Annotated in this window: 14 protein-coding genes; 11 read left to right on the forward strand and 3 right to left on the reverse strand. The window is 42.5% G+C overall.

The features are described 5' to 3' along the window. Window positions 1-3: 3 nt before the first annotated feature. Genes ilvB through ilvC form a run of 4 tightly spaced genes read left to right on the forward strand, consistent with a single transcriptional unit; the run spans window position 4 to window position 4101 of the window. Window positions 4-1707, forward strand: a complete 1704-nt coding sequence (gene ilvB, locus F5613_RS05325; protein ID WP_079683741.1) for a biosynthetic-type acetolactate synthase large subunit — start codon at window positions 4-6, stop codon at window positions 1705-1707. A 15-nt stretch (window positions 1708-1722) separates the two neighbouring features. Further along, window positions 1723-2289 (forward strand): acetolactate synthase small subunit, encoded by a 567-nt coding sequence (gene ilvN / locus F5613_RS05330; RefSeq protein WP_068180490.1) that lies wholly within the window; start codon window positions 1723-1725, stop codon window positions 2287-2289. After that, entirely contained in the window at window positions 2282-3016 is a 735-nt protein-coding gene (locus F5613_RS05335) for an acyl-[acyl-carrier-protein] thioesterase (protein ID WP_179398997.1), read from the forward strand. The genes ilvN and F5613_RS05335 overlap by 8 nt, the downstream gene beginning before the upstream one ends. Before the next feature lie 38 nt (window positions 3017-3054). Then, on the forward strand, window positions 3055-4101 hold the full coding sequence (gene ilvC, locus F5613_RS05340) for a ketol-acid reductoisomerase (protein ID WP_079683742.1): 1047 nt from the start codon (window positions 3055-3057) through the stop codon (window positions 4099-4101). Between the two features lie 83 nt (window positions 4102-4184). Here the strand turns inward: ilvC and F5613_RS05345 are convergent, their stop codons facing one another. From F5613_RS05345 to accC, 3 genes are read right to left on the reverse strand one after another with little or no spacing between them, the layout of a single operon-like run. Continuing rightward, window positions 4185-5717, reverse strand: coding sequence for an acyl-CoA carboxylase subunit beta (locus F5613_RS05345; RefSeq protein ID WP_179398998.1), 1533 nt, complete (start codon window positions 5715-5717; stop codon window positions 4185-4187). Window position 5718: 1 nt separating this feature from the next. Further along, on the reverse strand, window positions 5719-6237 hold the full coding sequence (locus F5613_RS05350) for an acetyl-CoA carboxylase biotin carboxyl carrier protein subunit (protein ID WP_068180504.1): 519 nt from the start codon (window positions 6235-6237) through the stop codon (window positions 5719-5721). Window positions 6238-6247: 10 nt separating this feature from the next. Further along, window positions 6248-7762 carry an acetyl-CoA carboxylase biotin carboxylase subunit gene (accC, locus tag F5613_RS05355; RefSeq protein WP_068180507.1) on the reverse strand — a complete coding sequence of 505 codons (1515 nt, stop codon included), beginning with the start codon at window positions 7760-7762 and terminating at the stop codon, window positions 6248-6250. Between the two features lie 750 nt (window positions 7763-8512). Here accC and F5613_RS05360 point away from each other — a divergent pair. From F5613_RS05360 to F5613_RS16640, 7 genes are all read left to right on the forward strand, one after another. Beyond that, window positions 8513-9742: an RHS repeat-associated core domain-containing protein gene (locus F5613_RS05360; protein WP_246303360.1), complete on the forward strand. Its 1230-nt coding sequence runs from the start codon at window positions 8513-8515 to the stop codon at window positions 9740-9742. Window positions 9743-9751: 9 nt separating this feature from the next. Then, complete coding sequence (locus tag F5613_RS05365) at window positions 9752-10333, forward strand: hypothetical protein (protein WP_179398999.1); 582 nt, start codon at window positions 9752-9754, stop codon at window positions 10331-10333. Window positions 10334-10445: 112 nt separating this feature from the next. Beyond that, on the forward strand, window positions 10446-10745 hold the full coding sequence (locus F5613_RS05370) for a transposase (RefSeq protein WP_179399000.1): 300 nt from the start codon (window positions 10446-10448) through the stop codon (window positions 10743-10745). Continuing rightward, a complete protein-coding gene (locus tag F5613_RS05375; RefSeq protein WP_068187386.1) occupies window positions 10742-11563 on the forward strand; it encodes an IS3 family transposase in 822 nt (273 codons plus the stop codon). The genes F5613_RS05370 and F5613_RS05375 overlap by 4 nt, the downstream gene beginning before the upstream one ends. Before the next feature lie 511 nt (window positions 11564-12074). After that, window positions 12075-12515 carry a hypothetical protein gene (locus F5613_RS05380; RefSeq protein WP_179399001.1) on the forward strand — a complete coding sequence of 147 codons (441 nt, stop codon included), beginning with the start codon at window positions 12075-12077 and terminating at the stop codon, window positions 12513-12515. A gap of 11 nt (window positions 12516-12526) precedes the next feature. Then, entirely contained in the window at window positions 12527-13033 is a 507-nt protein-coding gene (locus F5613_RS05385) for a hypothetical protein (RefSeq protein ID WP_179399002.1), read from the forward strand. Window positions 13034-13039: 6 nt separating this feature from the next. Then, complete coding sequence (locus tag F5613_RS16640) at window positions 13040-15046, forward strand: ATP-dependent DNA helicase (RefSeq protein WP_179399003.1); 2007 nt, start codon at window positions 13040-13042, stop codon at window positions 15044-15046. The last annotated feature ends 265 nt before the right edge of the window (window positions 15047-15311 follow it).

A 15311-nucleotide genomic window follows, 5' to 3' on the forward strand; every position in this document is an offset into this window, starting at 1 on the left:
GGTATGGAGACAAAAAAAATAACCGGATCGGAAGCCTTTTTGCGCACATTGATTGCCGAAGGCGTTGATACTATTTTCGGGTATCCCGGGGGGGCTATTATTCCAGTATATGATTGCTTGTATGATTTCAGAGATCAGATAAGACATATTTTGGTGAGACACGAACAAGGGGCGACCCACGCAGCCCAGGGCTATGCCCGTGTGAATGGCAAAGTGGGCGTAGCGATGGTAACCAGCGGTCCGGCTGCAACCAATGCCATAACAGGTATTGCAGACGCCATGATGGACAGCACACCGATTGTAGTTATCACCGGTCAGGTTGCCTCACCTTTGTTGGGAACCGATGCGTTCCAGGAGACAGATGTGGTAGGTATTACACAACCTATAACCAAATGGTCGTATCAGATACGCAAACCCGAAGAGATTGCCTGGGCTATTTCAAGGGCATTCTATATTGCATCGACAGGCCGTCCGGGTCCGGTTGTAATCGACTTTGCCAAAGATGCACAGAATGCATTGGTAGACTATACCTACGAAAAGGTAGATTACATCCGCAGCTATCAGCCTGTTCCCGACCTGGATATGGACCTGATTGCCGAAGCGGCTGAGCTGATCAACAATGCAAAGAAACCCTTTGCACTGGTAGGACAGGGCGTTGTGCTTGGTCATGCTGAAAAAGAGTTGATGACATTCCTGCAGAAGGCAGACATACCAGCTGCGGCAACTGTACTGGGGCTGTCGGCCATGCCTACGGATTTCCCGCTTAATAAAGGGATGCTGGGTATGCACGGGAATGTTGGTCCGAATCGTAAAACAAACGAATGCGATGTGCTTATTGCTATCGGTATGCGTTTCGACGACCGGGTTACCGGCGATCTTAAAACCTATGCCAAACAGGCAAAAGTAATCCACTTTGATATTGATATTTCCGAAATAGGGAAGAATGTTATTCCCGCCGTGCCGGTGCCGGGCGACGCCAAGGAAACGCTGGCAGCCATCACCGAATTTGTAAAACCAGCCAAACACACCGATTGGGTAAATTCGTTTATCCCGGACGAGCAGGAGGAAGACGAAAAGGTAATTCAGGACGAGCTATATCCCAAATCAGGCAAATTGCGCATGGGCGAGGTTATCCGCAAGGTATCCGAAGCAACCAACAACGATGCGATTCTGGTTACCGATGTAGGTCAGAACCAGATGATGGCCGTTCGTTACTTCAAATACAAACAGACCCGCAGCGTGGTTACCAGCGGCGGACTAGGTACGATGGGATTCGGATTGCCTGCCGCCATAGGTGCCAAAGTGGGAGCACCCCACCGCGAAGTATGCATGTTTACCGGCGACGGAGGCATGCAGATGACAATCCAGGAGCTGGGAACTATCATGCAGGAAAAGCTGAATGTTAAGATGATCATCCTGAATAACAATTTCCTCGGGATGGTACGTCAGTGGCAGGAGCTGTTCTATAAAGAGAGATATTCGGCAACCATTATGGAAAACCCCGATTTTGTGGCGATCGCCTCGGCTTACCGGATTGCAGCCCGCCAGGTTGAGAAACGCGAAGAGCTGGACGATGCCATCCACGAAATGCTTTCGCACGACGGACCCTACCTGCTGGTAGCCGAAGTGGAAGAGAGGGGCATGGTATATCCTATGGTTCCTGCGGGAGGTTGCGTTACGAATATAATCATGGGTGACAATCAATAATCGGGAGGAATTGCTATGGCAGATAAAACATTATATACCGTTACTATATTTTCTGAGAACACCGTGGGGTTGCTTAATCAGATTACGATTATCTTTACCCGCAGGCAGTTGAACATCGAAACATTGTCTGTATCCCCTTCGGCTTTGGAGGGTATCCATAAGTTCACAATCACCACGTTCTCGGACGAGTACACCATCGACAAGGTGGTTAAGCAGATCGATAAGCGGGTAGACATACTGAAGGCCTTTTACAATACCGACGAAGACCTTGTGTTTCAGGAAATCGCCCTGTATAAGCTAAGCACAGAGCTGTTCCTTAAAATGGGATCTGTAGAAGACCTGATACGCAAGCACAATGCCCGTATCCTGGAGATCAACGAGGTATGTGTCGTTTTGGAAAAAACCGGACATTATGCCGAAACAAAAGCCCTGTTTAAGGAGCTGAGCGAAATGATCGGCGTGTTGCAGTTTATCCGTTCGGGCAGAATTGCCATCAACAAGAGCAAAGTAGAACGGTTGAGCGACATGCTGGCCCTGATGGAAAAGAAAAAACAAGAAAAAGAGAAGGCAACGAATGAGTAAGATCGGAGAATTCCATTTTGTATCTGAATCCTATTTGCTCGATTTCAGAGGACGGGTAACCATCCCGATGATGGGTAATTACCTGCTTCATGCCTCCAGCACCCATGCCGAACAAAGAGGCTTTGGCTTTAACGCCATGGCAAGTCAGGGATGTGCCTGGGTGCTTTCGAGGATGGTGATAGAGATGAAATCCTATCCCACCATGCTTCAGCCCTTCTCCATTACAACCTGGGTGGAAGATGCGAATAAACTCTTCACAAGCCGTTGCTTTGCCATCCGCAATGCAGAAGGCGAGGCGATGGGCTATTGCAGAACACTTTGGGCGGCCATCGATCTGGAGAGCCGTAAACCCACCGATTTGGCGCGCCTGGATAATAACCTGCATTCATTTATTGTGGACGAACCCTGTCCCATCGAAAAACCCGGTAAGATACAGGCGGCAGAGAAAGACACGGAGGGCGAACCCTACAAGGTACGTTACAGCGACCTCGATGTGAACGGACATTTCAACAGCATCAAGTACATCGAGCACCTGCTGGATATGTTTGACCTGTCGATGTTTGCAGATAAAGAGGTGAGCCGTTTCGAGATTGCCTACATGGCAGAAGGAAAATACGGAATGGAAATGTTCCTTCATAAAAAAGAGATAGATCCCCTGCGGTATGTAACCTCCATCTGCGATAAGGATGGAAAGGCGATATGCCGGGCGGAGATAACCTGGAAATAAGAAATAAATTTGGTTTTTAATTTAAAAATAAAGAAAACATGGCAGTAATGAATTTTGGCGGTGTAGAAGAAAACGTAGTTACCCGCGAAGAATTTCCATTGGAAAAGGCAAGAGAAGTATTGAAAAATGAAACAATCGCAATTATCGGTTACGGAGTTCAGGGTCCGGGTCAGAGTCTGAACCTGCGCGACAATGGCTTCAATGTAATTGTTGGTCAGCGTAAGGAATCAAAAACATGGGATAAAGCCGTAGCCGACGGATGGGTACCGGGCGAAACCCTTTTTGATATCGAAGAGGCATGTCAGAAAGCCACCATCATCCAGTATCTGCTTTCGGATGCCGCTCAGATCGAGGTCTGGCCAACTGTAAAGAAGCACCTTACTCCGGGCAAGGCCTTGTATTTTTCTCACGGATTCGCCATCACTTACAAGGAACGTACCGGAATCGTACCTCCTGCCGATGTGGATGTAATCCTGGTTGCTCCTAAAGGATCTGGAACAAGTCTGCGCCGTATGTTCCTTCAGGGACGCGGTCTGAATTCAAGCTACGCTATTTTCCAGGATGCTACCGGCCGTGCACACGACAGAGTAGTAGCTTTGGGTATCGGCGTTGGTTCGGGTTACCTGTTTGAAACCACATTCAAACGCGAAGTATATTCAGATTTAACCGGCGAGCGCGGTACATTGATGGGTGCTATCCAGGGTATCTTTGCTGCACAGTACGAAACACTACGTGCCAACGGCCACACTCCATCCGAAGCATTCAACGAAACCGTAGAAGAACTTACCCAGAGCCTTATGCCTTTGGTAGCCGAAAACGGAATGGACTGGATGTATGCCAACTGCTCTACAACTGCACAACGCGGTGCATTGGACTGGTGGAAAAAGTTCCGCGATGCAAGCAAGCCTGTATTTGAAGAACTTTACAGCGAAGTAGCTAAAGGAAACGAAGCACAACGCTCTATCGATACAAACAGCAAACCCGACTACCGCAAAGGTCTTGAAGAAGAATTGAAAGAACTTCGTGAAAGCGAAATGTGGCAGGCTGGTATGGTAGTTCGTAAACTACGTCCGGAAAACAACTAATCGGATTTATCCATCATAATAAAAGCCCGGAAGTATTCGAAAGAATACAACCGGGCTTTATTCATTTATGCGATATTGCCGCCTTATAAGGGCATGTTGCCATGCTTCTTGGGCGGATGGGTAACACTCTTGTTTTGTGTCATCTCCAGCGCCTGAATCAATTTATAGCGAGTCTGCTTCGGCAGGATAATCTCGTCGATGTATCCCAACTCGGCTGCCCGGTAGGGATTGGCAAATTTTTGGGTGTATTCGCTCACCGCTTCGGCTTTCGCCTCCTCATTTTCGGAACGGTACAAAATATTAACAGCCCCCGAAGCCCCCATCACGGCAATTTCTGCCATGGGATAAGCCAAGTTCACATCGGCACCGGTCTGCTTGCTGGACATTACGATGTAGGCCCCACCGTAAGCCTTGCGGGTAATAAGCGTAATTTTAGGAACAGTAGCTTCGGCATAGGCATACACCACTTTGGCACCGTGACGGATTATACCGTTGTGCTCCTGGTTGGTTCCCGGCAAGAAGCCCGGAACATCCTCGAAGGTAATGAGGGGAATATTGAAACAGTCGCAGAAGCGGATAAAGCGTGCGGCTTTGTCGGATGCATCAATATCCAGCACCCCGGCATAATAGGCCGGCTGGTTGGCAACAATACCCACGGAACGTCCACCCATACGGGCAAACCCAATCACCACATTCTTGGCAAACGAAGGCATCACCTCGAAGAAATAATGATCGTCCACCACCGGCTCTATAATATCCTTGATGTCGTAAGGGATGTTCGGATCGTCGGGTATCACCTGCTGCAGCGACTCCTCTTCCCTCCGTATATCGTCGTTGCAAGGACGAACAGGCGCATCTTCCATATTGTTGGATGGCAGAAAACTGAGCAGCTCCCGTATGGAAGTCAGCGTCTCCTCTTCCGTATCATTCATGAAATGAGCCACGCCGCTTTGAGAAGTATGGGTATAGGCACCCCCCAGATCCTCTTTAGTAACCTCTTCGTGCGTTACCGCCTTCACCACATCCGGACCGGTAACAAACATATGGCTCTTCTCCTTTACCATAAAGATAAAGTCGGTCAGCGCCGGCGAGTAGCAGGCACCTCCGGCACACGGTCCCAGAATGGCCGATATCTGCGGAATCACACCAGACGAAAGCGTATTCTGATAAAAGATGGAAGCATATCCTGTAAGACTCTCCACCCCTTCCTGTATACGCGCCCCTCCGGAATCGTTCAACGCAATAACCGGAGCACCGTTCTTCAGGGCCAATGTCTGTACCTTAAGTATCTTATTGGCATTCGATGCACTAAGCGAACCACCCAATACGGTAAAATCGTAGGCATATACAAAAACCAGTCGTCCATCAATTTTACCATGACCGGAAACAATCCCGTCGCCGGCAATTTTGGATTTCTCCATGTTAAAGTCGGTGCAGCGGTGAACCACAAACTTATCCATTTCCACAAATGACCCTTTATCCAGCAACAGATCAATACGTTCGCGGGCAGTTAGTTTACCGGCTTCATGCTGTTTATCAATCTTACTCAAGCCTCCACCAAGCGAAGCCGCCTTGTCGAGTTCAATAAATTCCTTGTATCGTTTTTCGTTTTCCATCTTATTCTTCCGTCTTATTAATTTCGAGCGTAATCAACACCTGATCGTTTGTAACAGTGTCTCCTTCTTTAACCAGTACCTCCTTAACACAACAGTCGGAGTTAACCTTATAATTGCTTTGCATTTTCATGGCCTCAATCACCACAACCGTATCGCCGGCCAACAGATTGTCGCCTTCCTTAACAAGCACCTTCACCACTTTGCCGGGCATCGGTGCGATTATTTTGTTATCCGGTTTGTTTTCGTCTTTGCGTCTCATGCGCAGATACTTGGCCTGGGTATCCACAATCTCTACCGGATACGAAGAGAAGTAGGTACTCACCTTATATGAGCGGCCGTTTTCTGCCCGGATAAGTTCGGCATTATAGGATTTTCCTTCATGCAGGATGGAGCAATAACCATTTTCTACAATCATTATATCCACCTCAAACTCCTTACCGTCTATTGTAAGTAACACCTTGTTACCCTCTTTGCTTTTCAGTTCTACTTCAGCAACCCTGTTTCCGATATGTATCTCCATAGTGTTTCGTTTAAATTCTTAATACTCCCTTTTGCATACCAAACTCTTTCCACCGGCTGATAGGCCGGTTGTCGGCAGCCTGCGAGGGTTTATTTTCATCCAGGTTCATCAGGTAATCGATGTAGGCCGCAATCAAGGCAATATTTTCAGATTTTTCTTTGTTGATGCTTACGCCCTTAATTAAAAAGTCTGCGTTGGTCTCAATAAACTTGGTATCGTAGGTACCCTGTTCGAAGTCGGGCGTATCCAACAGATGACGCAGGTAGCTGATATTCGTCTTAATGCCCGTAATTTTATATTCGTGAAGCACACGCTTCATCCGTTCGATGGCAAACTTACGTGAAGTAGCCCATACAATCAGTTTACCGATCATCGGGTCGTAATACACCGGAATTTCGTAACCCTCGTAGGCATAACTGTCAATCCGTACACCGATGCCCGTAGGCTCGGCAAGCTGACGAATAATTCCCGGCGAAGGCATAAAATTGTTTTCGGTATCTTCTGCACAAATACGGCATTCGATGGCATGTCCGCGCTGCACGATATCTTCCTGCCGCAAATGCAAACGCTCTCCGTTAGCCACCCGTATCTGCTCCTTTACCAGATCTACACCCAGCACCTCTTCGGTGATGGGATGTTCAACCTGCAGGCGCGTATTCATTTCAAGAAAATAGAAATTATATTCGTTATCGACCAGAAACTCGATTGTTCCCGCATTTACATAGTTTACTGCTTTGGCAGCGGCTACGGCTTTTTTACCCATTTCATCGCGCAGGGCGGGAGTTATAAAAGGAGAGGGCGACTCTTCCACCATCTTCTGGTTTCGTCGCTGGATGGAACACTCACGTTCGCAAAGGTGTATAATGTTTCCGTAATTGTCTCCCAGAATCTGAAATTCAATGTGATGAGACTTTTCAATGTATTTTTCTACATACACAATTTCGGAACCGAACGACGAAAGAGCTTCCGAACGGGCTGCCAGAAAGGCTTCGGCGGCTTCACTCTCTTCACGTATCAGCCGCATCCCTTTGCCACCGCCACCCATGGAGGCCTTCAATATAACCGGAAATCCAATCTCTTTACAGATACGGATGGCCTCTTCCGGACTGTCTATCTGCCTTTCTATACCCGGAACAACCGGTACGCCGGCTTTAATCATTTGCTTTCGGGCCGATATCTTATCACCCATCGCTTCCATGGATTCGGGAGCCGGACCGATAAAAATGATTCCGGATTCGCGTACTTTACGTGCAAACTCTGCATTTTCTGATAAAAAACCATATCCGGGATGGATGGCATCGGCACCACATTTAAGAGCAACCTCAATAATCTTAGGTATATTAAGGTAACTTTCCTGCGAAGCAGCCGGACCGATGGGATAGGCCTCGTCGGCATATAAAACATGTCTCGATGAACGGTCGGCTTCCGAAAAAACAGCAACCGATTTAATATTCATCTCTCTGCAAGAGCGCATTATACGAATGGCAATCTCTCCACGATTGGCTATTAAAATCTTTTTTATCATGTTCCTAACACTCTTTATTATTCAACCAACTAGTTGAATTCAGTTTGACATTACTATATATAACAAAGTATAGACGAAAATGGGTTAGAAGAAATTGAATTTTCATCCGTGCCGGCTATGAAACGAATTAAATGCAAAAACATCTGTCATCTATCATTTTTTGGCTCAAAACCCTTTATTGAAGCGGAGTTTGAAAATGACAGATGCTTTTTTCATCTATCATTCATCTGTTATCTGTCATTCGCTGTAAATCGGCTTTTTATCTTTTAAAAATCAGATATAAATACATGCAAATTTTTGATACGATAAAACAACTTTAAATATTAAGCCAAGATATTCAAAAACAACGATATACAATGATTTTTACTTAAGTGAACTAATCGTTTGACAATTGTCGAAATGCATTACGACAATTGTCAAAAACGATTACGACAATTGTCAAAATACATTCTGACAGCTGTCGAACGATTCCTTTACTTAAGTAATCAAATTTAGTTCCTTAAGTAATAATTTTTTTTCCCTTATGGATGTAATAATGTACTTCGTTACCTAACATTCGCTCATATTGGGATTCAACTTAAGTACGTTAATGATGCAGCAACAGATCCTCTTTACAGCGGAGCTTTTAACTTTGTGAATGGGGCATCAGGTACCGGGACAGAATATGTTTACGATGCAAACGGAAGTTTGGTTCAGGATTATAACAAGAAGATAGCTAAGATTCAGTATAATCTGCTAAATTTGCCATCAATGTTACAGTTCCAGAACGGCAATACAACCAGTTACCAATATAGTAACGATGGAGTCAAGCGTAAAGTGACGCACCAGACAGCCATCGCGAATGTTGTTATTCCTATGGGAAGCATTCAACCTTTGTCTTCGGGACAGATTGCTTATACTTCAACAACGGATTACTGTGGAAATGTAATTTACGAGGATGGCATATTAAGTAAGATCCTGACCAACGAGGGATATATAACATTAAGTGGCACTACCCCCACCTATCATTACTACCTGAAAGATCACTTAGGAAATAACCGGGTTGTAATTGATCAGAATGGTTCAGTCGAACAGGTAAATCATTACTATCCGTTTGGAGGTCTTTTTGGAGAAGGTACCTCAAATACAAATCAAGCCTACAAATACAACGGCAAAGAGTTGGACCGCATGCACGGACTGGATTGGTACGATTACGGCGCCAGAAATTATGATACAGCGTTACCCGTCTGGACTACTGTCGATCCATTGGCTGAGAAGTACTACAATAGTTCAACTTATGCATATTGTGCAAATAACCCGATTATTTATATTGACCCAGACGGTCGAGATTGGGTGAATAGTAAAAAAGATGGGTATATATGGATGGATAACGTAACTTCCCCAAAAAGCACACCTAAGGGATATCGATATGTGGGTTCTGAAAACTCGTCAATACTTTCTGACCTAAATGTAAACTATTCTTTACCTGAGCAATCTTCAAATAGAATTGGATATGTTGCAGCAGATGCAGAAGAAGGTAAATATGCCGTAAGCCACATGACTAATGTTAAAGCAGAAAGTAATGTTGAAATAACAGCAAATGTTCGTTATGATATAAAAAATGGCACAGAGAATAATCAACTTGGACGTAAATTTGAGGGGGTAAATGTTTCTGGAACTTTAATTACTTCAAATACAGCAGTTGATGGAGAGGCTAATGTAGGTGCCATGATGAAAGTAAATTATGGCGGACAAACTTATACATCAACCTTTGCTGAGCCTAATCAAACTTATGTAAAACAAACAGGAACAGGAGTTGGGGTAGCTAATATTAATATCCCGGCTTCAATGTTAAGCTCAGTAACAAGTTTTATAGATGTAAGAGTTAGTGGAAGTTGGTGGGTTACGAATTCCACAGGCTTAAAAACTCCTGTTGTTTACCATTCTCTTGCTCCGATTCCATTGAGTTTTAATCACAATTGGGTTTTTCCCAATAAATAATTTAACACGATGAGTAAGAATTTAATAATTGTAATATTCTGTTTTTTATTCCTTTGCTGTCGAGGTGAGTCTAATGATTGCAAAAATAGCTATCAAAAAGCAAAGATAAACTTAAACAAATATTACGAAGATCGTTCGAGTAGTCATCTTGATTCAGCATTATATTATGCGAATCAGTTAAGTGCTTGTACTGAGTATAAAGTTCGTGCGGTGAATCTAAAAATTACCGTGTATACTCTTTTAAAGAAATATGAAATGGGCTGCAAGTATGTAGATTCTTTGAATGTGAACGATTTTAGTTTACCATATCAAAAGACATTATATATGAAAACATTTGAAGGATTATCTTTTGAGCAGAGAGATGATTACACAAAAAGAGATGCTTGCTACAAAGAAATTGTCGCTGAGATTGAAAGATATCTAAATACAAATCCTTTGGATAAAAATGCAATTGCTGACTTATTTTATACTAAGCTTAAATACGAAGAAAAAAAAGTTGTAATAAATGAAATCAATTTAATGCAATCTCAAAAAAAGAATGACAAAGAGTTTTTTGAAGCTTTAAAAGAAACAATTAATGCAATGGAATAAAAAGATTCTATATCTCATTAACCCAGATGGGTATAATACTCCCCAAAACCTGGACCACTTGTGAAGTCGAATAAAAAGGGTTTAATTTGAATCAAAAAAGAGTATTTTAGAGATGGGGAAAAGAACACATTACACGGCCGAATTTAAGGCCAAGGTTGCTATTTCAGCCTTAAAGGAACAAGAAACGCTAAGTGAGTTGGTTCATCGCTTTGGAGTAAGTGCCATGACGATCAGTAAATGGAAACAAGAGTTTTTAAATGGCAGCAGCAAGGTTTTTGAGGGTGCTCGATCAGCTGAAAAAGAGGACAGTGAGGAGGAAATTCAAAAACTACATGCTACGATCGGCCGCCTGACCGTCGAACGGGATTTTTTAGCAGATGCCTGCAAGAGAGCCGGTCTAAAAAAGAAATGAGACAACTTGTAAATCCCAGGCATAAAGAGCTCAGCGTTCGTTCACAAACGGAATTATTGGAAATACCAAGAAGTACACTGTATTACAAACCGATAGGAGAAAGTCCTGAAAATTTGGAAATAATGCAAAAGATGGATAAGCACCATATTGAACATCCCACTTGTGGCGTGTTGGGGATGCAGGATATGCTTCGTTTAAATGGATTTCAGATAAACCACAAACGAATCCGACGATTGATGCGCTTGATGAATATCCGGGTCAAATATCCTCAAAAAAGCTTGAGTAATCCGGGTGCCCGCAAGTACATCCTCCCTTATCTGCTTCGGGGACTTGATATTGTAAAGACAAATCAGGTGTGGTCCATAGATATCAGTTACATTCCTATGAAACAGGGGTTTATGTATCTAACAGCCATCATGGATGTGCAAAGCCGCTACATTGTGGGCTGGAGCTTATCCAACACACTTGAGAAAAGTGTTTGCCTGGATCTGGTTGAAGAGTCGATCAGAAAGTATGGTGCACCGGAAATCATCAACTCCGACCAGGGTGTTCAATTTACCAATCCGTCTTGGATCGAAACGCTTAAAGAAAATGGTATTAAAATAAGCATGGATGGAAAAGGACGTGCCAAGGATAATATCTGGATTGAACGATTTTGGCGCACGATCAAACAAGAGTATGTATATTTGAATCCGTGTGATGACGGACTGGAGCTTTATAAGGGAATCAGGAAATATATGCAATATTACAACTACAACCGGGCGCATCAGGGGATAGGAAGACAAATTCCCGGTGTGGTGTATAAAACGGTTGCCTGAGCGTTCTTTTCTTTTAAATGCAAAGAAAAGGTATGCTCCGATTCTTGAAAGGCTAAAATGAACAACCCTTCGCTAAAGCTACGGGTTGGCCTTGCATGAATCTACTCATACCTTAAAAAAGCATTGAAAAGAAAAAAACGAATAAAAATATTAAAAGGCCTTCATATAGGTAAAAGGCTGATCAAGTGGTCGAAAAAGAGGGAGTACTATATTTCTATTATTTCGTTGATGTCGATGATTTCAAGGTTCTCAATAATTTCGATGTTTACAGGGATTAAGACCGGCATAGCTAGGGTGCAAGGTTACAATATATATTGTCGAAATAAAGTCCAATCACCCTATAACGTTTGGACTTATTTATTATGATAGAGAAAAACACCTTCCTTTGCTATACGAAAACAATAAAAGAGTAGTACCGTATCATTCTTTGTTTATTCATTCAAAACAAAAATCGGGTATTTTTCTTCTGAGATTTAATGGTATAATGGTTCAAAACTTAAAAATAAAAATTATGGCAAGTAATCTTACAATTCTAGTTGAGACAGCTCTTCCTGCTCTCTCTGGTTCTGCAGTAACATACAATGCAGCAAAGAACATTTACCTATCATCTGGTTATACTAGCGCTGCAGGGAATACCTATTTTCAAGGTATAAGACTCTCAGATCGTATCATAATCAACTATGATTTCGGTCAAGGTTATGCCTATCTCTTCCTGAATGGTATTAGAATCTATGGTTTTGATGGACGTGACAAGAAACTCATAGCCTCTCGCTCATACTGTTGTAAAGGACATTCTGAACAGTTTGCTAAGAGTGAATGCATCAGCATGATCCAAGAATACATGAAAGGCCAGATAAAGATGCTAAACGCATCCATCACCGAGAGTCAAATACAAGATTTTTCGGAAAAGTTGATTGTAGACACATTAAACAATAAGAAAATACTCGCTTAATACTTAACATCATGGCACAACTAACTAGTATATCAAATTCATTATTCGACCAAATGCTTCCTACATTTGGGAATCCCGGCAACAATCTTCCTGTATGGAACGAGGGTCAGAAGATGTTCATTTCTTCGGAGTATGAGAGTGCAGGAGGGAACAGATATTATAAAGGCCTACGCTTTTGCGATCAGCTCGCTATCATTGAAACTTGGGGGACCTATCACACCTGGACATACATCAATTCAGTCGAGATATATACCTTTGATGGTAATAAACCTAGACTTGCTGGTAAGAGAACATTTGATAAGCAATTCTATGATACAGCTTTCATCAAAGGCCTGACTGAAGAGATGGTTCAAGAGTACATGAAGGGTCAATTGAAGATTCAGGATTTAAATCTCCCCGCAGTCCGTTTGCAAGAGCAAGCTAAGTCTATCGTGGACAGAAGCTATAAGAGTTTCTTGGACGACGATTACATCTCCCGCATTCAGATGATTTTACAACTATTAACTACCAACAAGTAAAAGACAATGAATACAATAGAAATGACAAGCAAGCAACAACAGGCATATGACTTGATTGCTAAAACTAACACCAGCTTTTTCCTTACGGGTAAAGCCGGCTCAGGAAAGACATCATTCCTGAAAAAAGTACAAGAGGAAGTCAATAAAAACTTCATCATATTGGCTCCTACTGGAGTTGCTGCTATCATAGCAGGTGGAGAAACTATCCATTCTTTCTTCGGATTCCCTATGGAGGCTATGCCCATATTAAGTGTAGGCAGAATCAGTCAAGAGCGTTATTCTGTATTGCAGAATGTAAATACTATCATCATTGATGAAGTATCAATGGTTAGATGCGACCTGATTGATGCCATTGATGCCACTCTTAGAAGCTGTATGCACACCACAGCACCTTTTGGGGGGAAGCAGATGGTATTCGTTGGGGATCTGTTTCAGCTTGAGCCTATATTAGCATCAGCGACTGACAAGGAAATTATTAAGGAAGATTACAATACAGATAAGCCTTTCTTCTTCAAAGCAATAGTTTTCAATCGCCTCCAATTGCCTTCTATTGAGTTCAACAAAGTCTACAGACAAGATGATGAAACATTCTTGCGCATCTTAAACAATATACGTAATGGCAATGTCGATTATAACGGCCTCGAGATTCTTAACCAAAGGACTAAAGTAGGCATCCCTGAAGACGAGATGGTTATTACACTAGCTTCTATCAACAAGGCTGCTAATCAAATCAACTCTTCTAAGTTGGACGCAATTCTAGAGGAAACCTTCTCGTTCGAGGCAACCATCCTAAAAAATTTCAAGAAGGATAAAGCGCCTGTCGAAGATGTGCTTACTCTTAAGAAGGGCGCTCAAGTAATGTTTTGCAGAAACGATCCTGCACGTCGATGGGTTAATGGCTCCATCGGAGTTGTTTCGAAGATTAACAAAGAATCCATCCATGTTACTCTGAAGGATGGCAATGAATATAAAATTGAGCCTGTTACTTGGGAGTCTAATAGCTACAAGTATGACAAGTCGAATAGAAAACTCGAGAAAACCGTAAATGGTTCATTTACTCAATACCCCTTGAAGCTCGCATGGGCAATCACTATCCACAAAAGTCAGGGCATGACCTTTGATAAGATGATTCTTGACTTGAGTAGAGGCATCTTCTCTGATGGCCAGCTTTATGTAGCACTTAGCCGTGTGAAGACTTTGAATGGCTTGTATTTAACCAGACCTATTCAGCCAAACTATGTAAGAGGCAGTAAAGAAGTGCAACGCTTTGCAAATCAATTCAACAATGAAGCTCTTATCCAGAATGAACTAGAAAAGGGTAAACAAATCTTCAAGTTTTTGTCAGAGCATGACTATGATTCTGTTGCTTTGGAATTACTCAACATGAGTCTCAACAAGGTTCGTGAAGGTAAGATTAAAGAAGCAATCTATCTCATTGGAGACATGTTTAACATCATGATTTCTGATGAGCATATGTTGAACATTCTTACCGATATTCCTTATCTGAAGGAAGATTGCATCACCTGCAATATGCTCAATGCAGTGTTCTCACTCTACAGTGGCAACTACAATGATGGCATTAAGTATGCTGATCGAATCATCTCAATCCACCAGAGCAAAGAAATCATTTATGTCAAAGCTCGTTGTTTGGCTTTGCTTGGTAAGTATCAAGATGCTGATGTCATTCATATACAGCTAGGTGATATCATTGGCAAGGATGTAGATCTGAAAGTGTATTATGCTATAGCTGTTGTTAATGAAGCTATTGGAGACCCAGGTCTTGGCATTATGCAAACAGTGTTCAAGGTTCAGCCTAAATATTTGACCAGTCTGAAAACTCTACGTAAACTCATGAAGGACAAGAAGATAAATTTATTCTACAACAACACAAACGAATTAGTTGATCTATTTAACTCTGATGTTTCAAAGAATGGTTTCATTGAAGCATATATCAAAAAGGACGATAAAGAGAAAAAAGAATTCAACAAAATTGTATTGAATCAGGCTTTCTAACGAAGATATCCATTATTGATAGAATGAATTCCCTTCTCGATACTACTCTAAAATTTACACCACGGAACGCTGTCAAATATACAGTTTCAATCTGGTTGTATTCTTATTGAAAATTAAGAGATTATTTTTCATATCTTAAAGGCTTTCTTTTTATGAGTCGCTTTCTAAGAAAAATAGAAAAATTAAAGAAAGAAAATATAAATTTGTAACCGAAAGTCATTTTGTAAGATCCCAGACTGGGTGGATATGACCGAAAGGGCTGGGT

The organism is Macellibacteroides fermentans, from assembly GCF_013409575.1.
Classification (GTDB): domain Bacteria; phylum Bacteroidota; class Bacteroidia; order Bacteroidales; family Tannerellaceae; genus Macellibacteroides; species Macellibacteroides fermentans.

Excerpts from the sequence above, each read along its gene's own strand:
- F5613_RS05350 (WP_068180504.1), bottom strand. The coding sequence starts at position 6,237 with ATGGAGATACATATCGGAAACAGGGTTGCTGAAGTAGAACTGAAAAGC.
- F5613_RS16640 (WP_179399003.1), top strand. The coding sequence starts at position 13,040 with ATGAATACAATAGAAATGACAAGCAAGCAACAACAGGCATATGACTTG.
- F5613_RS05345 (WP_179398998.1), bottom strand. The coding sequence starts at position 5,717 with ATGGAAAACGAAAAACGATACAAGGAATTTATTGAACTCGACAAGGCG.
- accC (WP_068180507.1), bottom strand. The coding sequence starts at position 7,762 with ATGATAAAAAAGATTTTAATAGCCAATCGTGGAGAGATTGCCATTCGT.
- F5613_RS05335 (WP_179398997.1), top strand. The coding sequence starts at position 2,282 with ATGAGTAAGATCGGAGAATTCCATTTTGTATCTGAATCCTATTTGCTC.
- ilvC (WP_079683742.1), top strand. The coding sequence starts at position 3,055 with ATGGCAGTAATGAATTTTGGCGGTGTAGAAGAAAACGTAGTTACCCGC.
- F5613_RS05365 (WP_179398999.1), top strand. The coding sequence starts at position 9,752 with ATGAGTAAGAATTTAATAATTGTAATATTCTGTTTTTTATTCCTTTGC.
- F5613_RS05380 (WP_179399001.1), top strand. The coding sequence starts at position 12,075 with ATGGCAAGTAATCTTACAATTCTAGTTGAGACAGCTCTTCCTGCTCTC.
- ilvN (WP_068180490.1), top strand. The coding sequence starts at position 1,723 with ATGGCAGATAAAACATTATATACCGTTACTATATTTTCTGAGAACACC.
- F5613_RS05385 (WP_179399002.1), top strand. The coding sequence starts at position 12,527 with ATGGCACAACTAACTAGTATATCAAATTCATTATTCGACCAAATGCTT.
- F5613_RS05370 (WP_179399000.1), top strand. The coding sequence starts at position 10,446 with ATGGGGAAAAGAACACATTACACGGCCGAATTTAAGGCCAAGGTTGCT.
- F5613_RS05375 (WP_068187386.1), top strand. The coding sequence starts at position 10,742 with ATGAGACAACTTGTAAATCCCAGGCATAAAGAGCTCAGCGTTCGTTCA.
- ilvB (WP_079683741.1), top strand. The coding sequence starts at position 4 with ATGGAGACAAAAAAAATAACCGGATCGGAAGCCTTTTTGCGCACATTG.
- F5613_RS05360 (WP_246303360.1), top strand. The coding sequence starts at position 8,513 with ATGTTACAGTTCCAGAACGGCAATACAACCAGTTACCAATATAGTAAC.